The following is a 17,093-nucleotide window of genomic DNA, read 5'->3' as shown; positions in this document are numbered from 1 at the left end:
TTTCGATGCTCACCGTCTGACCTCTACTATGCCTTCTGCGGTGGCGATCCCCACCAGGGCTGTGTTGCTGACAAGATTGACGATCCGTACTTCCTGGCCGCGATGGGCGTCGCCAAGCGCCCGACCGGGCGCAGACAGCTCAAGCGCGCCGTCGGAATAGCGGATCGAGACCAGACTGCCGCGCCCGATCACCAGAGGCTGCATGACGGCTTGCACCGTGACGGCGCGCCCTTCGGTCAGAAGGCTGCGCACCTGCATCCCGACAAGTTCGGCAGGGTCGGTTATCGTGAAGGCGCCGATCCGGCTTGCCGGCAGGTCGACCATGCCCAGATCGGTTTCGCTGACGATATCGCCGGGCATCAGGCGGCGCGTCGGCACCGGCACAGGCACGATCAGCGTGGCCAGACCGTTTACGCGGCGCACGTCGCCCGCATCGGTCACGACATTGGCCGCGAACCGTCCCGTGGCCGGATCGTTCCACCAGGCCGAGATCAGCAGCGCATCGCTTGGCGCGCCGGACTGAACCGAGATATCGAAGCGCCCGCGCGGCGGCATGGCGGGACCGGCGCTGTCGCGGGCCTTTTCCTCGATCAGCTGTTCCAGCGGCACCGTTCCTGCCAGCGCGGGACCGGTGGTCAGGCAGGCCAGCGCCGCCAGGACATGCCCCGCCCGCAAGGCGGCAGCCCGTGCGGCGCGTCCTGCTGTGCGAATGGTCATGACGGGCAGCATCTGCATGTCACCTGATCTGGTTCGCGGTGGACATCATCTGATCCGCGGTCGAGATCGCCTTGGAGTTCATCTCGTAGGCGCGCTGCGCCGAGATGAGGTCGGTGATCTGCTGGATGATGTTGACGTTCGAATTCTCGAGATAGCCCTGCCGGATGATCCCAACGCCTGGATCGCCCGGATTGGCCTGCAGCGGGTCGCCCGACGCGGTTGTCGCCTGCAACAGGTTGTTGCCAAGCGCACGCATCCCGGCCTCGTTCACAAAGGTGGCCATGGTGATCCGCCCCAGATCTACGGGAACGGGATCGTTCTCGACATAGGCCATGACCGTGCCGGTTTCGCCCACCGCGATGTTGACGGTGTTTTCCGGCAGCACGATCCCCGGATCCAGCTCATAGCCCTGCAGCGTGACGATCTGGCCTTCGGGCGACAGCTGGAAGGCGCCGTCGCGGGTGAAGGCCTGCCCGCCGTCGGGCAGGTTCACCGTGAAGAAGCCGCGCCCGTCGATGGCAAGATCAAGCTGGTTCTCGGTGGCCAGCAACCCGCCTTGCGTGTTCAGCCGCACGGTGCCCACCGTCTGCACGCCAAGGCCCACATCGACCCCGGTGGGGCGCAGGGTGCCTGCGTCCGACGTCAGCGATCCCTCGCGGCGCTGCGTCTCGTAGATCAGGTCCTGGAACGCGGCGCGGCTGCTTTTGAAGCCGGTCGTATTGGCGTTCGCGATGTTGTTCGAGATGACGTCGACATTGGTCTGCTGTGCCAGCATGCCCGTCGCCGCAATGCCAAGTGCCTTCATGTCCTGCCCTTCCTTTGTCCTGACGAGGGTTGGCCCCTGTCACTTGATTGTTGCTGCTGCGTCCCGGCCCGGTCTGTTACCCCGACGGGCTGCCGATCCGGCGCAGCATGTCGCGCCGCAACTCGTCTTCGCTGTTCATCAGCTGGACGGCGCGCTCATAGGCTTTCTGGATCGACATCATGCGTGTCATCTCGACCACCGGCTGGATGTTGCTGCCCTCGATGGCGCCCTGGATGACCTCGGTCACGGTGTCGGGCACGGGTGGGCGAATGCCTTCGACATCCGGTGGCACGAACATGCCGTTGCCGATCCGTTCGTAGACCTGAAGATCGGGAAGCCCGAAGACACCGATCTGGCCGATCACCCCGTTGTTCAGGCTGGAAATGACGCCGGAACGCGAAATCGCCAGGTCAGCGCCCACATCGGGCGGCAGGGCAATCGGATTGCCCCCGATATCCAGAACCCGCGCGCCTGTCAGGGTGACAAGATTGCCCTGCGCATCGACCGCAAGGCTTCCGTCGCGCCCATAGGCCCGCTGCCCCTGCGGCGTTTCATAGCCGAACCAGCCATCGCCCTTCAGCGCCACGTCCAGCAGGTTGCCGGTCTGCGACAGGGCACCCTGTCGCGCATCCACATAGGATCCCTGGTCGATCAGGAAATTGGTGTCGCCCGTCGCCGCCGCCGGATCGCTGTGCAGATAAGAAGAAAAGACCACCCGCTCGGCCTTGAAGCCGGTCGTGTTGGCATTCGCCATGTTGTTTGCGGCAACGTCCATCTCGCGCCGGAGGGCGGTTGCAAGCGAAAGCGAGACATAGGTCGAATTGTCCAAGGCATGACCCCAGTGATGTTTCCGCCGCAGAATAGGCATGTTTCATGAACAAATCAAACACTGTTGTTGATTATTTTTTGTTTATACATGAAAAGGAGGATGTAAGCATGGGATAAATCGTGGATTTTGTAGCCCTTCAACATGGATGTTCATGCGCACACCAAGGCGCAGATCCCGCCTGTGGCGGGTCCGGGCGTGCCGTGTTTGCGCTTTGCCTGGTGCTTGCACTGTCAGCGGTGGGCCTGTCGCCTGCTGCGGCCAGCCCTGACGATGAGGTGGCTGGGCGTCTGGCCCAGAACATCCCCTATCCGGTTGCGTCGCGTGCGCCCGCGCGGCATCTGTCCTTGCCGCCCCTTGCCCCGGAAATCGCGCGGTTCGATCCGGCTCTTTTCCTTGAGGACCGGCAAAGGTTGACACGGGCACTTGCGGATCTGCGGGACCGGCTGCAAACCGCGATCCGCCCCGCCCAGACGGAGATAGACCTGCTGCTTGATCTGGCCGCGCTGCACCTGTCGCAACGCATGTTGCCCGAGGCGCGGTCCTTTCTGCATGCCGTGCCCGACGCAAAGGGTGGCATATCCGCAGGCAGCCCGCAACTGGCGCCGACCCAGGCCGGGCGTGCCGCCGCGCTGGGCGCCGCACTGGACGGCTTTGGCGCATCCCCCGGGCTTGCGCCCGAAGGATGGGCCGATGCGCCGCTTTTCGATGCGCTGCACCATGTGGCGGCGGGCAATTTCGACGCGGCGCGCCCCTTGCTGCCCAAGGCGGCTGCCGTGCTCAGGGGGTATCCTGTCGCGCTGTCCGATGCGGCCTTGCCGCCGCTTCTGATGGCTGCGATCGAAAGCGGTGCATGGGATGTGGCGCGGGATCTGGCCACCCGGCTTGCCCCGCGCGAGGACAAGGGTCCGAGCAGCGCCTATCGCTATCTTCTGGGGCGCGCTGCGGCGCTTGGCGGCGACCTCGTGGCCGCCTTCGACAATCACGCACTGGCGGCAGCCGGGGCGGATGAATGGGCGCAGCGGTCGCGCCTTGCGCTGATCGACATCGGGCGCACCACCGGCACCTTGCAGACCGATGATGCGCGGCAATTGCTGCAACAGACCCGCACCCTCTGGACCGGTGGCGCGCTGGGCCTTGCCACGCTGCAACGCATTGCCGGGCTGGAACTGGCCGAGCGGCGCGATCTGCCCGCGCTGGATGCATTGGCCGATATCATTCGCCTGCATCCCGGCACGCGCGAGGCCGAGGCCGCCGTTCAGCAGGCCCATGCAATGATCGCGGCGATCTATGAACGGGGGCTGGCTGGCGATATTCCCCTTGCGGAAATGGTGTCTGCGCACCGTGCCATCGCGCGTGACTATCGCTTTGATCAGATGTTCCCCCCGCTGGCCGAGGCTTTCGCCGATCTTCTGGCCGAAAGCGGGGCCAGTGGTCTGGCCGCCGCCGAATATGCGGCGTTGCGGGCGCAGATCGACGCGCAGGAAAGCCCCGTGGAAGATCCCGGCCCTGCCGATGTGGCGGCGATGGCGGCGCAAGACCTGGCCAGTGACCGGCTGCGCCTGAAACATGCGGCGGCCTTGCAGCAGGGTGGGCGCCTGTCCGAGGCCGAGGCGCTGCTTGCCGAACCGGTCACCGCCGCCGACCCGTTGCTGCAGGACCGCTACAACTTCCTGCGTGCTGCGCTTTTCGCCGCGACCGACAGGCCCGCCGATGTTCTGACCACCCGGATGGTCGCGCCAAGCGACGCCTACCGCCGACTGCGCGCCGAGGCTGCTTTCGAACTGGGCGAATGGGACGTGGCGCGCGAGGCCTATGAACAGCTGTTGCGCCGCCTTGGCCCCGACATGCCGCTGGGCGACCGGATCAACCTGCTGCTTGCGACGCATCGCGGCGGCGATCCCGACCGTCTGCGCGAATTGACCCGCAGCTTTCCGGAACTGGGCGAGCGTTGGGCCGCCCTGGCCGAGGGGCTGACCGCCGAGGCGCCCGATGTGCTGCCGCTGCGCGACGCCTCTGCCCGGCAAAGGGTGGAAAAGGCCGACAATGCCTTGCGCATGCTTCAATCCGTCGGGAGCAGCGCCATGCCATGACATCTGCGATGACGACCGAAGAAATCCTTAACCGCACCGAAAACTCCGCCGCCAATATATAACAATGAGGCAATTCTGTCAGGCGCTGGTGGCAACCAACAAGAAGGACGCTTTAACATGAGCATTTCCAACTCGATGCAGACCGGGGTCAGCGGTCTGCGCGCCAATTCGACCGCTGTCGACCGTATCGCGGACAATATCGCGAACGCGAACACGGACGGCTACCGGCGCAGTTTCGCGCAGATGGTGACCACCACCACGACCAGCAACACCGTCGTGGCCACCAACACCACCGGCGGAACCACCGGACTTGCGGCTGCCGGCGTCAAGGCCGTGCAGGGCACGGATGTGTCGGTCGACGGCGTGTTGCGCCCGACGGGCCGCCCGACCGACCTTGCGATCAGCGGATCGGGGTTCTTCGTCGTGTCCCGCAACCCTGACGAACTGGTCGAGTCGAATTACCGTCTGACGCGGGCCGGATCTTTCCTGCCGGACGAAAACGGTTATCTGCGCAATGCGGCAGGCTACTACCTGGCCGGTTTCCCCTATAACGAAGATGGCACGCTGGGTGCCCTGGACCGCAACGGTTTCGGCGATCTTCAGACAGTCAAGGTCGGCGACATCCAGATGAACGGATCGCCCACGACGGCGATCACATTCGGTGGCAACGTGCCGGCCCAGCAGACAGGCCTCGCCGTGCCGGGTGACCCCTTCCTCTCCTCGGCCGAATTCTTTTCACCGCTTGGCGCCGCCGCCCGTCTTCAATTCGCCTGGCAGCCGACGGGCGTGGCCAACGTCTGGGACGTGACAGTGACCGATCCCGCCGGCGCGACGCTTGGCACGGCGAACGTGACCTTCAACGCCACCGGCCCCGAGGCCGGCTCGCCGCAGGCCTATACCTTCACCGGATTCGCGGGCTCTGATCCCGCGACGGGTCAGGCCACGGTTGCCGTCGGCACGCCTGCGCAGAACATCACGCTGGATTTCGGTGCACCGGGCACCTTTACCGGCATGACCCAGTTCGCCGGTGACTATGCGCCGCTGACCATCGGGGCGGACGGATCGCAGACCGGCATGCTGGTCAGGACCGAAATCGACGAACGTGGCGATGTCTACGGGGTGTTCGACAACGGTCTGCGCCGCGCCCTGTACAACATCCCCTTGGCCGAGGTGCCGAACCCGAATGGCCTGTTGACGGCGGATGGCAACGCCTTCCTGTTGTCGCGCGCCTCGGGCAACCTGCGTCTGAGCAACGCCGAGGTTGGCTCGGCCGGAAGCATCACGGCGGGCGCACTGGAAAGTTCCAACGTCGAAGTGACGCGGGAACTGACCGATCTCATCCAGACGCAGCGCGCGTATTCGTCCAACGCCAAGATCATCACCACCGCCGATGAGATGCTGGACGAAACCCTGCGGATCAAGCGCTGATCAGCATAAAGGGCAGGGGCCATGAGTATCACGAACGCTTTCATCAGCAGCCGCAGCGGCCTTGCCGCGACGGCTGCATGGTCCGAAGTGACCTCCAACAACATCGCCAACGCCGACCGGGCCGACTATGTGCGGCGCAGTATCCTGCTGACCAGCGGGCCCACCGGCAGCGGCGTGCAGGTCGAAGGGCTGCGGCGCGAGGTGGACGGGGCCCTTGACCGGATGCACCGCCAGGAAATGTCCCGGACGGCCACGCAGGACGCGGTGGCCGACGGCCTGAAGGTTCATGCCGCCCTTCTGGGCGAACCGGGTGACCCGCTGTCGCTTCAGGGGCGGATCAGCGCCTTGCAGTCGCGGCTGGACGAATTGTCCAACGATCCGGCGCAACCCGGCTTGCAGCGCGCCGCGCTCGATGCGGCGGCCAGCGTGGCCTCGACGCTGAACACGACGTCCGGACGCCTGAGCGAAACGGCGGCGAATACCCGTGAAGGCATTGCATCGGATGTCGTCACGCTGAACCAGCTGTTGTCGGAAACCGCCGAGATCAACCGCCAGATCGCCCTGCGCGAGCCGGGCACCCGCGACGCCGCTGCGCTTGAGGATACCCTTGCCGCCAAGCTGGACGAGATGTCGCAAATCGTCGACCTGCGGGTGCAACGCCAGCCGGACGGCGGCATCGTGATCTACACGGCGGGGGGAACACCCCTGCTGGAAGGGCGCGACGTCAATGCCGTCACCTTTTCCGCAGCTGACGGGCGGCTCTTTGCGGGCGATGCCGAGATCACACCCGGCGTGTCCGGCGCGCGCGGTTTCGAGGACGGCCGACTGGCCGGACGGATCGCGCTGCTGAATGACATACTGCCGCGTATGCAGACCCAGCTGGACGAAGCCGCGCGCATGCTGGTGGAATCCTTCACAACCGCCGATACTACCCTGGCACCGGGCCAGCCGGGGCTTTTCACCGATGCCGGCGCGGCCTTCGATCCGTTGGCGGCTGCGGGTCTGGCGGCGCGGATCACGATCAACGAGGCGGTGCGCGGGCCGGGCGGCGATACGCTGTGGCGGATGCGCGACGGGATCGGGGCCACGGCCCCCGGCCCGCAAAGCGACAGCACCCGGATCGAGGCGATGATCGCCTCGTTCAGCACCGTCTACACCCTGTCGCCAGAGGCAGGCCTGGGTGCCCAGGGGCGCCTGTCGGATTTCGTGCCCGCCATGATCGCCGATCAGAAGGTCAGCCACAGTTCGGCACAGAACCGGGCCGAATCCCTGCGGGCCGGCGCGCAGGTCCTGGAAACCGCGCGGCTGGGCTTTCAGGGCGTCAATGTCGACGACGAATTGCAGCAACTGGTCGCCATCGAACAAAGCTACGGCGCGAACGCAATCATGATGCGAACGCTTGGCGAAATGGTCGACACATTGCTGGCGGCCTTCTGACCGGAAAGGATAGGATCATGATCGGAACCGTTCGCACGATGTCCACCCTTGATGCGCTTGTCTCGCAGCGCAGGGTGGCGGCTGACCTGAACCAGCGGCTGACGCAGGCCGGGCAGGAAGCCACGACCGGAATGAAGGCGGATATCTTCCGCGCCCTCGGCATGCGCTCGTCCGAGGCGCTGGCGCTGCGCTCCAGCATGGCCCGGAACGAGACGTTCATTTCCTCGAACGAGATGCTGGCCAACCGGCTGGACCTGACGGCCCTGACCCTGCGACAGGCGCGGGACACGGCACAGGGGTTCCTGGACCTTGCCGCCAGCAATCTTGAATCGCCGACACAGACGGCGGGTGAATTGCAGCGCGCGGCGCGGGTCGTGCTGGAACGGCTGACAGGGCAGATCAACACCTCGTTCCTGGGTGTGCCCCTCTTTGCCGGGACCGACAGTGCGCAACTGCCGCTGCAGCGATGGGATGCCGTGAACCCCGACACCGGTCTTGCGCCGCGCGACGTGCTGGCCACGACGATCGGGGCGGGTATCACGGACGCCGCCGATGCCACCGCCAAGGCCGCGCGCCTGGCCGAAATCTATGCCAGCGCCGCAACCGTGCTGCCTGCCGAAGAGCGGTTCGAAAGTACATTCTTCAACGGAACGCCCCTTGTCGCAACCGACGGTTCGCCCTCGCCCCGCGTGACGGCCCGCCTCGACGAGACGACGGTGCTGGCCTACGGTATCCAGGCGAATGATCCGGCCTTTACCGACCTGTTGCGCGGGCTTGCGATGATCGCCGCGACCGATCCCGCCGAAATCGCCGATCCCGAGGCCTACCGCGTCTGGGTCGGGGCGGCCGTCAACGCGGTGTCCGATGGCATTTCCGGTCTGCTCGACGTGGAAACCCGTCTTGGCACCCAGCAACAGGTGGTCGAGCAGACCCTGTCCACGCAGCGCGATCGTCAGGACCTCTACAACAGCCAGGTTCTGTCGCTGGAAGGGGTGGACCCTTATGAAGCAGCGATGCGCCTCAACAGCCTGCAAACCCAGCTTGAGGCCACATATGCCGTCACGTCGCGGCTGTCGCGGCTGTCATTCCTGAACTTCATGTAAACGGGTTTTCAGAGCCCGCGCGCTGACGCCGTCCGGCACGCCGTGAATGGTGTCCGCATGCAGGTCCAGATCATCCACCGTCTGCTTGGGCGCGGACAGCTTGTAGCCCCGGCCATGCACCGTTTCGATATAGCGGTGTCCGGGGCCTGCGGCCGAGTCGAACTTCTTGCGGATCTTGCAGATGTAGACGTCGATCACCTTGTCGAAGGGTTGTTCTTCGGCCATCCCGTAGACCGCGTCATAGATCGCGGCCTTGGACACGACCTTGCGCGCGTTCAGCGCCAGCTGCGTGAAAACCGCATGTTCGCGTCCCGACAGGAACACCCGTTCCCCGGCGACCTCGGGGTCGCGCCCGTCGAAATAGGCCGTGACTGCGCCGATCCTGACGCTTTGCGCGGCATGCCCGTGGGCGCGGCGCATGATCGAATTGATGCGCGAGCGCAGCTCGACCCCCTTGAGGGGGATCACGATGACATCATCGGCCCCATGATCAAGCACCTGCGCCGCCGCGCGTGCATTGCGCAGATCCCGCATGACGATGATCGGATTGCGGCACCCCGCGCCCCGCAGCCTGCCGATCTGGTCAAGAACGGCGCTGCTGTCGGCCAGAAGAAGCGGGCGCGTGTCATGCCCTTCGCGGTTCAACAACCCCAGGTCGCGCTGAAAGAACGTATCTGCGATGCGGACCGGTATCATCCTTGCGGTGCGCAGTTCGGCTGAGATGCTGGCCGCACGATCCTCGCGCGGCTCGTAAAGGTAGATGTGCATCCTGCTTGCCCTTCGCTGCCGATCGGCAGCGAGGCATATATAAATCCCGTGCCGACATTGTTAATCATTACTATACATGACAAAATCGCGAAAAAAGACAAGCATTGATTAAATTAATACTTGTATTTATTCATGCATGCCTGTTTTACTTCAATCAAGGTGGCCCCTGTCCGGGGCCGCAGGGGACGGCGACCGCCATGCGTTCAGAAATGCGCCATTCGAAACGTTTGATTGCCACGCTCGTGGCGATTGCATTGGCCGTGGGCAGTGCCCCGGCGCCGGTTCAGGCTGATGTGCGGATCAAGGACATCGCCGTTTTCGAAGGCGTGCGCGAGAACCAGCTGGTCGGCTACGGCCTTGTGGTCGGTCTGAACGGCACCGGCGACCGTCTGCGCAACAGCCCCTTCACCCAGCGATCCATCGAAGGCATGCTGGAGCGTCTGGGCGTGGGCAACCTGTCCAATGAAACGATGCGCACCGAAAACACCGCCGCCGTCATGGTCACCGCGATGTTGCCGCCTTTCGCGCGGCGCGGATCGACCATCGACGTTGTCGTGTCATCCCTGGGCGATGCCTCGTCCTTGCGGGGTGGCACGCTGATCGTGACGCCGCTGGCCGGTGCGGATGGTGCCGTCTATGCTGTGGCGCAGGGGCCGATCGCCGTGGCCGGATATGCCGCGCAAGGCATCAACGCCAGCATCGTCGAGGGCGTGCCGACCGTCGCCCGGATCGAAAACGGCGCCACCGTCGAGAACGAGGTCGAGCTGGCCTTCAACTCGCTCAACAGCATTCGCATCGCGCTCAGAACGCCCGATTTCACGACAGCCGCGCGGGTCGAAGAGGCCATCAACCGTTCGGTCGGTCCCGGCAGCGCCATTGCGCTTGATCCAGGCACCGTCGAAGTGCGCCCCAACGGCAAGGCCGACATCTTCGGCCTGATGTCCCAGATCGAATCCCTGCGGGTCGAACCGGACAGCATCGCCAAGGTGGTGATCGACGCGCGATCAGGCACCATCGTCATCGGTTCAGAGGTCAGGATCGCCAATGTCGCGGTCAGCCAGGGCGGTCTGACCGTCATCGTCCGCGAGGAAATCGAGGTCAGCCAACCCGAACCCTTCTCGATCGGTGAAACGGTCGTTGTGCCGCAGACCAACGTGCAAGTGCAGGAGCGCGAGACGCAATTCACTGTGCTGGAAGGCGACGTGAGCCTGCAGCGCCTTGTGGATGGGCTCAACGCCATCGGCTTGGGCGCGACGCAGACAATCTCGATCCTGCAGGCGATCAAGGCCGCCGGCGCCCTGCATGCCGATCTGGAGATCATCTGATGGAGACGACAGGCCCGCAGCCTGCCCGCCCCGTGCAGCAGACCACCGTATCGACCACCCGCAGCGCCGCGACCGATGCCGCCCGCGCGGCCTTTGAGTTCGAGGTCGTGTTCCTGTCGCAGGCAGTCGAGGAAATGATGCGCGGCACCACAGCCGGTGAATTCGGCGGCGGTCATGGCGAAGACACCTGGCGCAGTTTCCTGGCGCGGGCCTTTGCCGAAGAAATCGCCAGCCACGGCGGCACCGGCATCGCCCGCAGCATAGAAGCAGGCATTGACGCCTATCGCGCAGGCAAGGGGGAAGAATGACGGACATAGACAGACAGGCGCTGGATGCATTGATGCGGCTCCTGCAGGACGAGATCGTGGCGATCCGTCGCGGCGATCTGGGGCAGGTGGACGCCTTTGCTGCCCGCAAGGCCGAGTTGAGCGCCACGCTCGAGGCCGCCGGCCCCTCCATCGCCGAAGCCCTTGCGGCTGACCCGCCAGACATGGCGCTGCGCGGGCGCATCGCGAACCTGCAGGAACTGATCGAGACGGACCGGATGCTGCTGGAGCGCATGACCCAGGCCACAGCCGCGATGTTGTCCGAGATCATCCGCATCCGGGATCGGCATGGATTGGGCGGGATCTACGGTGAAAAGGGCAAGGCGCGCGCCGCTGAACCGGTCCCGCTGGAGCGTCTCGACCGTTCTGTCTGAAACGTTAACCCGGCCTTAACCCCCGCGGCCAATCTCCCTTCACGGCAAAAGCCCATCAAGGTCCCTGCCGTCTATCGTCAGAATGACGATTTCAACATCACAGCCCTAGAAGGGGAATTACCATGAGCTCGATCATTACCAACTCCGCCGCGATGAACGCGCTGACCACGCTGCGCAACATCAACAACAGCCTCACCAGCACGCAGGACCGGGTCAGCTCTGGCCTCAAGGTCAGCACTGCCAAGGACAACGCGGCGTATTTTTCGATTTCCGAGACGATGAACTCGGACAGTTCGCTGAACAAATCTGTGAATGAAGGCATGACCCTGGCCAAGAACTCGGTCGCCACCGCGCGTCTGGGTGTCGAGGCCGTGGTCGATCTGGCCAAGCAGTACATCGACCGCCAGACTTTCGCGGTCAACCTGCCGACGGCTGATCAGGCGCTGGTCCGCGAAGAACTGGTGGCTCTTGCAGCGCAGATGCAAAACATCCTGGATCAGTCCAATTTCAACGGTGAAGATCTTGTTACGGCAACTGCCGGCACCAAGACCGTGACCACGGGCTTGTTCCGCGGTGCTGCCGCACTTGAGGCAAGCACACTGACCCTGACCACGGTCGACGTAAGCGCCCTGGTGACCGCACTGATTCCGGCAACGGCGACATTTGACGCAGCCGGTGTGAACACCTCGCGCGATCAGCTTGACTTGATGATCGCCTACGCGACCGACCTTGGTATCACGGAAAAGGCCATCGAGAACCAGCAGAGCTTCCTGGCGACGCTGACCGATCGTCTGGACAGCGGTATCGGCGGCATGGTCGATGCGGACATGGAAGCAGAGGCGGCGCGCCTGCAGGCGCTGCAGGTCCAGCAGCAGCTGGCCACGCAGTCCCTGGCGATCGCCAACCAGAACCCGCAGAACATCCTCAGCCTTTTTCGCTGAGGACGTTGATCTGAGCTAGAGCAGACATACAGGCACAGGCGGGGGGCCTTGATCGGGCCCCCTGCCACCTCGGACATAAGAACTGACAGGCAGGTCGCCCGGAACAGTTCCCCGAAACATCCCGATCAGAAGACCGGGACGACATGAAAGCAGAACGCATGAGCCTTGCAGCCTACAAGACCACGATCCGTCACAGTGAATCCCCCCGCCAGATCGAACGCCGCATCCTGTCGCGCCTGACGGGCGCACTCGAGGCGCATTGCGCCTTCGATACGGCCACCACCGCAGCCGACCGCCTGGGCATCCTCTCGGGCGGGCTGCGCGACGCGCTGGCCGAGAACCAGAAATTCTGGACCGAACTGAAATACGACCTTGCCCTGCCCGGAAACGCGCTGTCGCCCGATTTGCGCGCCGGACTGGTGTCGCTGGCCATCTGGGTCGACCGGCAGACTGCCGACATCATGGGCGGCAAGCCGGGTGTGCGGGCCCTTGCCGAAATCAACCGGTCGATCCTGGCCGGGCTTTCGGCCACACCCGCCGCCGAGGCGCCTCAACCCGTGGTCGCGGCGCAGCCCGCCTATCAGGGCAGGTGACACCATGGCGCTGAAACTGACCCTCAAGCCGGACGAGCGGATCATCGTCAACGGCTGCGCGATCCGCAACTCGGGCCGTCGCCATGTGCTGACCATCGAAAGCCAGGCCGACGTGATCCGTGGGCAGGACCTGCTTGATCCCGATGGCATCGCGACACCCGTGCGGCTGGTCTATTTCCTGATCCAGACGGCCCTGACACGGGCCGATCTGCGCGATGATCTGGTCACGCCGATCCAGAAGCAACTTGCAGTTCTGGCAACGGTTTTCGGCGGCGCCAACATGGGCCTGATCTTCGAGGCGGCGAACTTCGTCAGCATCGGCGACTATTACAAGGCCCTGCGCGCCCTGCGTCCCGTGATGCGCCACGAGGAAGACCTGTTCGAACGCATGCGCGTGAAGGCGGCGGATGGCGAGTCTCCGCCGCCGATGGCGCCCAAGCTGTCTGCCGCCACCGAACTGATGTCCACGGCGGCGCGGCCATGACAGGGGCCATCGGCGTTTCAACCCTGCTTGGGGTCAAGATCGCCGATGCAACGCGCGACGCGCGCGTCACCGCCATTCGCGACAGCGCCGAACACAGCCGGGCCATATCCGCCTTCCGCGAGCGGATCGGCGATATCCGCACGGTCGATGACCTGATCGCGGACCGCGAGCTTTATGTCTTCGTGATGAAGGCCTTCGATCTCGAGGATCAGATCTTCGGCAAGGCCATGATCCGCAAGGTGCTGGAAAGCGATCCGGGGGATTCCACCTCGCTGGTCAGGCGTCTGACGGATCCGCGTTTCCTTGAATTGCACCGCGAACTGGGCTTCGGGCCCGAGGGCGTGGGCAACAGCTCGGTCAATGACCAGTCCTGGCAGCAGGGCATCATTGCGCGCTATGTCGAGAGGCAGTTCATCAACGCCGAGGCTGTCCGCAGCGAACGGGTCGCCGAGGTGCTGGAGTTCCGGCAGAAGGCCCCCGATGTCCAGACATGGTTCGATGTTCTCAAGGATCGGGGCATGGCGGCCTTCATGCGCACTGCACTGGGCCTGAGCGACGAATTGGTGCGCCTCGATGTGGACAAGCAGGCTGCGCTTTTCGCCAAGAAATACGATCTGGAGAAACTGCAGGACCCGGACGAACGGGCGCGGCTGGAGCGTCTTTACGCGATCACGGCTGATGCGCGCGATCCGGCGCGCGTGTCGCAGAATGCCGCCGTGCAGATCATGTCCGGTGTGGTCACCGCAGCCACGGGCGGCGGGCAATTCGTGCCCATCACCCTTGATATCAGCGTCATCAGCAGCCTGCCGCGCCAACCCTACCGTTAAGGCGCATCATTCGATCAGCTCGTCCTCGTCCTCGAGGCTGGGCAGGCGGATGACATCCTGCGCGGCAAGATCGCGTGCGCAATCCACGATCGCGGCCTGCGCCGCGCGCACATCGCGCCCCCGCACGGCGCCCATGGTGTTCATCTCGTCCAGCAGCATGTCGCGCGACCGGGCGGGAAGCGCCTCGAGGAACTGATCCCGGATTTCCTTCGATGCGCCGCGCAGCGCCAATGGCAAGGTATTGCCCTGCAGGCCGCGCATCACCCGCGCAAGGCTTTGCAGGTCCAGCTTCATGAGGTCGTCGAAGGTGAACATCTTCTGCCGGATGGTGCCGAAATCCTGCGGGATCCGCTTTTCAAGCGAGGCCGACAGCGCCTCGAACGTGTCTCGATCCAGCTTGTTGAACAGATCCGCCATGCGCTGCTGCATCTCGGCGGCGCCGGGCTGACCAGCGGTGGCCACCAGATCCTGCTGCAAGGTCTCTTCGATCTGGCGCATCGTGTCGGCGGGCACCGCCTTCATCGTGATCATCCGCTCAACGATGGTCTGCATCCGGGCCGGGGTCATCCGGGTCAGGGCCTTGGCCGCAATCTCGGTCGGAAGCTTGGACAGGATCACCGCGGCGGTCTGATCATGCTCGCCGTCCAGATAGTCGGCCAGCACCGTCTCGTTCATCGCGCCAAGCCGCGACCACAGATCGCGTTCCTGCAGCGGGCCGCGGATTTCCTTGAGGATCGATGTCACCTGCTCGGGCGGCAGGAAGCTGCGCAGCATGTTCTCTGCGATGGACAGCGACCCGATGACGCTGCCGCCGTTTGCGATGGACTCGGAGAATTCGCTCATCACTTCCTCGACCATCGGGGCAGGAACGACGCCAAGCCCGGACACCGCGCGCGTGATCTTCTGGATGTCGATATCGTCAAGCTTCTTCATCAGCTCGGACCCGCGCTTTTCGCCCAGGCACAGAAACAGGATCGCCGCCTTTTCGGGCCCCCGCAATTTGCGCCCTCCGCGCACCGAAGGTGTGTTGCCGCTGAGTTCGATCGTGGTGGTGCTCATGGGGATGATCCTTTTGGCTTAACTGGGCGTCAGACATAACTCCGGCCGGGCCATCAGCCGGGCGGCAGGTAACTTTCCATCAGGCTTCCGGCCAGCATGTACCAGCCGTCGATCAGCACGAAGAAGATGATCTTGAAGGGCAGCGAAATCAGGACAGGGGGCAGCATCATCATGCCGGCACTCATCAGGATCGAGGCGACGATCAGGTCGATCGCCACGAAGGGCAGGTAGACCAGGAACCCGATGGTGAAGGCGCGGCGCAATTCCGAGATCATGAAGGCCGGGACCAGTTCGCGCCAGCCGGCCTCCTCGGCGGTCTGCGGCGCGGGCAGGGCGGCGGCGTCGGTGTCATCGTCGCGCCGGGTCAGGTCGCGGAACAGCGCAAGATCCTTGGGGCGGGTATTGGCGAACATGAAGGTCTTGAAGGGGGCGCCCACCCGCTGGATCGCCTGTTCCTCGGTGATGGCATTGTTCAGCAGCGGCCGCAGGCCGCCCTCCCATGCATCCTCGAACACGGGTTGCATCACGAAAAAGGTCATGAACAGCGCCATGCTGGTCAGCACCATGTTCGGGGGGGTCTGGTTGAGGCCAAGCGCCGAGCGCAGGATCGAGAACACGATCACGAAGCCCGTGAAACAGGTCATGATGATCAGAAGGCCGGGCGCAATGCTCAGCACCGTCATCAGGGCGATCAGTTGCAGGATGCGCCCGCTCAGCGTTGCGCGCTCGTCCGATCCGATGGGCGCATCGCTGAACGCGCCCGACAGCGATTCAAGCAACCCGCCCGCATCCTGCGCAAAGGCCGGTACTGCCGCCACGCACAAAAGCAGCAGGCCAAGGATGGCCGCAAGGCGCATTGTGGGGGACGGCAGGCGGCGCATGCGCGGTCAGTTGTCCGACACGTAGTCTTTGACGATCTCGGTCAGGGTGACGCCGATCCGGTCATCATCCAGCTTCACAAGGTCACCCCTGGCCACCAGCCTGTCATTGATGACCACGTCGACCGGTTCGCCGATCTGGCGATCCAGTTCGATCACCGATCCGCGCGACAGCTTCAACAGCTGCGAGATGGGCATCCGCGCATGGCCCAGGATGACCTGAACGCGCAGATCGACGTTCAGCATCGCCTCGATGTTGCGCCCGGCCTGCGACTTGGCCTGGGATCCGCCCGCAACCACGCTGCCTGCTGGCGCGGCTGGGGCGTCAAGCTCGGGAAAGGCCTCGGACAGGGGCGATGCGCTTTTCTGTTGCGCGGCCCCGCTTGCGGGAACGGTCGCCTCGTCGGATGTGGGGTCAACCGTGTGCTTGGTGGGTTCGTCGGCCATGCTCAGCGCTCCAGAAGGTGGGTGGGGACAGCGGACCGCGCATCGCGCAAGGCGCCAAGGATGCGGTCGCAGATTGATGAGAAGCTGTATTCAAGGAATCCGCTGTCCCAGGCGACCCGTGTGTCGCCGTCGGCCAGGTCAGGATCGGCACGCAATGCGACGCGGCCTATCAGACCGAATTCGCTGATGGTGCTGTCCAGTTCCTCGCGCAGCAGACGCAGCCCGTCCGGGGATAGCGACACCTGCAACGTCGCACTGCCAAGCCCGACGCTGAGGGCGCGGCGCACCTGCGCCAGCGCCCGGTCATGCGCGCGGTGCTGCAGCAATTCCGGGAAGACCTGCTCGCACACCGACAGCGAGAAATCCAGCAGCTGCGCCTCAAGCGCCGCGCGGTGCTCGTCCGCCGCCTGGATCAGCGCCGCCATCTGCGGTCCCAGAACCTCCAGCGCCGCCGCGCGTCTTGCACCGTCCAGCCCCGCTGCCTCGGCCAGCCCTTCGGCATGGCCCGTGTGCCGGCCTTCCGCAAATGCGGCGGCGCGTGCCTCGCTTACCGCCTCAAGCAATGCGTCCTGGCTGTAATAGGCCTGCCCGTCGCGCAGGACCTGCCGGTTCTCGCGCGCCAGTTCCAGGTCGAAATCTCGGTCGAATACCAGGCTCATGGG

19 protein-coding genes are annotated in these 17,093 nt (G+C 64.6%); 11 read left to right on the top strand and 8 right to left on the bottom strand.

Features of this window, described 5'->3' with window-relative positions; all coding sequences use genetic code 11:
• Positions 1–9: 9 nt before the first annotated feature.
• From flgA to ACMUJL_RS10100, 3 genes are all read right to left on the bottom strand, one after another.
• Positions 10–717, bottom strand: coding sequence for a flagellar basal body P-ring formation chaperone FlgA (gene flgA, locus ACMUJL_RS10110; protein WP_068294441.1), 708 nt, complete (start codon positions 715–717; stop codon positions 10–12).
• Positions 718–736: 19 nt separating this feature from the next.
• Positions 737–1,522: a flagellar basal-body rod protein FlgG gene (flgG, locus tag ACMUJL_RS10105; RefSeq protein ID WP_375568555.1), complete on the bottom strand. Its 786-nt coding sequence runs from the start codon at positions 1,520–1,522 to the stop codon at positions 737–739.
• A gap of 76 nt (positions 1,523–1,598) precedes the next feature.
• A complete protein-coding gene (locus ACMUJL_RS10100) occupies positions 1,599–2,351 on the bottom strand; it encodes a flagellar hook-basal body complex protein (RefSeq protein ID WP_375568557.1) in 753 nt (250 codons plus the stop codon).
• 218 nt (positions 2,352–2,569) lie between these two features.
• Between ACMUJL_RS10100 and ACMUJL_RS10095 the strand changes: the two genes are divergently transcribed.
• The 4 genes from ACMUJL_RS10095 (at position 2,570) to ACMUJL_RS10080 (ending at position 8,409) form a co-directional block, all read left to right on the top strand.
• Complete coding sequence (locus tag ACMUJL_RS10095) at positions 2,570–4,441, top strand: hypothetical protein (protein ID WP_375568559.1); 1,872 nt, start codon at positions 2,570–2,572, stop codon at positions 4,439–4,441.
• Positions 4,442–4,558: 117 nt separating this feature from the next.
• Positions 4,559–5,869 (top strand): flagellar hook protein FlgE, encoded by a 1,311-nt coding sequence (locus ACMUJL_RS10090; RefSeq protein WP_375568561.1) that lies wholly within the window; start codon positions 4,559–4,561, stop codon positions 5,867–5,869.
• A gap of 21 nt (positions 5,870–5,890) precedes the next feature.
• The gene (gene flgK / locus ACMUJL_RS10085; RefSeq protein WP_375568563.1) at positions 5,891–7,306 is read left to right on the top strand and encodes a flagellar hook-associated protein FlgK; all 1,416 of its coding nucleotides are present in this window, start codon (positions 5,891–5,893) and stop codon (positions 7,304–7,306) included.
• Between the two features lie 17 nt (positions 7,307–7,323).
• Positions 7,324–8,409 (top strand): flagellin, encoded by a 1,086-nt coding sequence (locus tag ACMUJL_RS10080; protein WP_375568565.1) that lies wholly within the window; start codon positions 7,324–7,326, stop codon positions 8,407–8,409.
• Here ACMUJL_RS10080 and ACMUJL_RS10075 read toward each other — a convergent pair.
• A complete protein-coding gene (locus tag ACMUJL_RS10075; protein WP_375568567.1) occupies positions 8,389–9,177 on the bottom strand; it encodes a winged helix-turn-helix domain-containing protein in 789 nt (262 codons plus the stop codon). The genes ACMUJL_RS10080 and ACMUJL_RS10075 overlap by 21 nt on opposite strands.
• A gap of 197 nt (positions 9,178–9,374) precedes the next feature.
• Here ACMUJL_RS10075 and ACMUJL_RS10070 point away from each other — a divergent pair, with 197 nt between their 5' ends.
• The 7 genes from ACMUJL_RS10070 (at position 9,375) to ACMUJL_RS10040 (ending at position 14,047) form a co-directional block, all read left to right on the top strand.
• The gene (locus ACMUJL_RS10070; RefSeq protein WP_375568569.1) at positions 9,375–10,502 is read left to right on the top strand and encodes a flagellar basal body P-ring protein FlgI; all 1,128 of its coding nucleotides are present in this window, start codon (positions 9,375–9,377) and stop codon (positions 10,500–10,502) included.
• A complete protein-coding gene (locus ACMUJL_RS10065; RefSeq protein WP_375568571.1) occupies positions 10,502–10,810 on the top strand; it encodes a rod-binding protein in 309 nt (102 codons plus the stop codon). The genes ACMUJL_RS10070 and ACMUJL_RS10065 overlap by 1 nt, the downstream gene beginning before the upstream one ends.
• Positions 10,807–11,202, top strand: a complete 396-nt coding sequence (locus tag ACMUJL_RS10060) for a hypothetical protein (protein WP_068294250.1) — start codon at positions 10,807–10,809, stop codon at positions 11,200–11,202. The genes ACMUJL_RS10065 and ACMUJL_RS10060 overlap by 4 nt, the downstream gene beginning before the upstream one ends.
• A 122-nt stretch (positions 11,203–11,324) precedes the next feature.
• Positions 11,325–12,143: a flagellin gene (locus tag ACMUJL_RS10055; RefSeq protein ID WP_068294247.1), complete on the top strand. Its 819-nt coding sequence runs from the start codon at positions 11,325–11,327 to the stop codon at positions 12,141–12,143.
• A 158-nt stretch (positions 12,144–12,301) separates the two neighbouring features.
• Positions 12,302–12,736, top strand: a complete 435-nt coding sequence (locus ACMUJL_RS10050; RefSeq protein WP_068294244.1) for a flagellar biosynthesis regulator FlaF — start codon at positions 12,302–12,304, stop codon at positions 12,734–12,736.
• 4 nt (positions 12,737–12,740) lie between these two features.
• Entirely contained in the window at positions 12,741–13,220 is a 480-nt protein-coding gene (locus tag ACMUJL_RS10045) for a flagellar biosynthesis repressor FlbT (RefSeq protein WP_375568574.1), read from the top strand.
• Positions 13,217–14,047 (top strand): DUF1217 domain-containing protein, encoded by an 831-nt coding sequence (locus ACMUJL_RS10040; protein ID WP_068294241.1) that lies wholly within the window; start codon positions 13,217–13,219, stop codon positions 14,045–14,047. The genes ACMUJL_RS10045 and ACMUJL_RS10040 overlap by 4 nt, the downstream gene beginning before the upstream one ends.
• Positions 14,048–14,053: 6 nt before the next feature.
• Here the strand turns inward: ACMUJL_RS10040 and ACMUJL_RS10035 are convergent, their stop codons facing one another.
• From ACMUJL_RS10035 to ACMUJL_RS10020, 4 genes are read right to left on the bottom strand one after another with little or no spacing between them, the layout of a single operon-like run.
• Complete coding sequence (locus ACMUJL_RS10035; protein ID WP_068294236.1) at positions 14,054–15,106, bottom strand: flagellar motor switch protein FliG; 1,053 nt, start codon at positions 15,104–15,106, stop codon at positions 14,054–14,056.
• 53 nt (positions 15,107–15,159) lie between these two features.
• A complete protein-coding gene (fliP, locus tag ACMUJL_RS10030; protein WP_375568577.1) occupies positions 15,160–15,963 on the bottom strand; it encodes a flagellar type III secretion system pore protein FliP in 804 nt (267 codons plus the stop codon).
• Positions 15,964–15,993: 30 nt separating this feature from the next.
• Positions 15,994–16,431: a flagellar motor switch protein FliN gene (gene fliN / locus ACMUJL_RS10025; protein WP_375568579.1), complete on the bottom strand. Its 438-nt coding sequence runs from the start codon at positions 16,429–16,431 to the stop codon at positions 15,994–15,996.
• Positions 16,432–16,433: 2 nt separating this feature from the next.
• Positions 16,434–17,090 (bottom strand): FliH/SctL family protein, encoded by a 657-nt coding sequence (locus tag ACMUJL_RS10020; RefSeq protein ID WP_375568581.1) that lies wholly within the window; start codon positions 17,088–17,090, stop codon positions 16,434–16,436.
• Positions 17,091–17,093 lie beyond the last annotated feature (3 nt).

Source organism: Seohaeicola sp., assembly GCF_048006315.1.
In the GTDB taxonomy this organism is placed as follows: Bacteria; Pseudomonadota; Alphaproteobacteria; order Rhodobacterales; family Rhodobacteraceae; genus Seohaeicola.
This window is presented reverse-complemented; position numbering and strand designations above follow the sequence as displayed.

Coding starts and splice junctions, on each gene's coding strand:
- ACMUJL_RS10070 (WP_375568569.1), top strand. CDS start 9,375: ATGCGTTCAGAAATGCGCCATTCGAAACGTTTGATTGCCACGCTCGTG.
- ACMUJL_RS10055 (WP_068294247.1), top strand. CDS start 11,325: ATGAGCTCGATCATTACCAACTCCGCCGCGATGAACGCGCTGACCACG.
- ACMUJL_RS10075 (WP_375568567.1), bottom strand. CDS start 9,177: ATGCACATCTACCTTTACGAGCCGCGCGAGGATCGTGCGGCCAGCATC.
- ACMUJL_RS10035 (WP_068294236.1), bottom strand. CDS start 15,106: ATGAGCACCACCACGATCGAACTCAGCGGCAACACACCTTCGGTGCGC.
- flgK (WP_375568563.1), top strand. CDS start 5,891: ATGAGTATCACGAACGCTTTCATCAGCAGCCGCAGCGGCCTTGCCGCG.
- ACMUJL_RS10065 (WP_375568571.1), top strand. CDS start 10,502: ATGGAGACGACAGGCCCGCAGCCTGCCCGCCCCGTGCAGCAGACCACC.
- ACMUJL_RS10080 (WP_375568565.1), top strand. CDS start 7,324: ATGATCGGAACCGTTCGCACGATGTCCACCCTTGATGCGCTTGTCTCG.
- ACMUJL_RS10060 (WP_068294250.1), top strand. CDS start 10,807: ATGACGGACATAGACAGACAGGCGCTGGATGCATTGATGCGGCTCCTG.
- fliN (WP_375568579.1), bottom strand. CDS start 16,431: ATGGCCGACGAACCCACCAAGCACACGGTTGACCCCACATCCGACGAG.
- ACMUJL_RS10040 (WP_068294241.1), top strand. CDS start 13,217: ATGACAGGGGCCATCGGCGTTTCAACCCTGCTTGGGGTCAAGATCGCC.
- ACMUJL_RS10020 (WP_375568581.1), bottom strand. CDS start 17,090: ATGAGCCTGGTATTCGACCGAGATTTCGACCTGGAACTGGCGCGCGAG.
- flgG (WP_375568555.1), bottom strand. CDS start 1,522: ATGAAGGCACTTGGCATTGCGGCGACGGGCATGCTGGCACAGCAGACC.
- ACMUJL_RS10050 (WP_068294244.1), top strand. CDS start 12,302: ATGAGCCTTGCAGCCTACAAGACCACGATCCGTCACAGTGAATCCCCC.
- fliP (WP_375568577.1), bottom strand. CDS start 15,963: ATGCGCCTTGCGGCCATCCTTGGCCTGCTGCTTTTGTGCGTGGCGGCA.
- ACMUJL_RS10045 (WP_375568574.1), top strand. CDS start 12,741: ATGGCGCTGAAACTGACCCTCAAGCCGGACGAGCGGATCATCGTCAAC.
- flgA (WP_068294441.1), bottom strand. CDS start 717: ATGACCATTCGCACAGCAGGACGCGCCGCACGGGCTGCCGCCTTGCGG.
- ACMUJL_RS10090 (WP_375568561.1), top strand. CDS start 4,559: ATGAGCATTTCCAACTCGATGCAGACCGGGGTCAGCGGTCTGCGCGCC.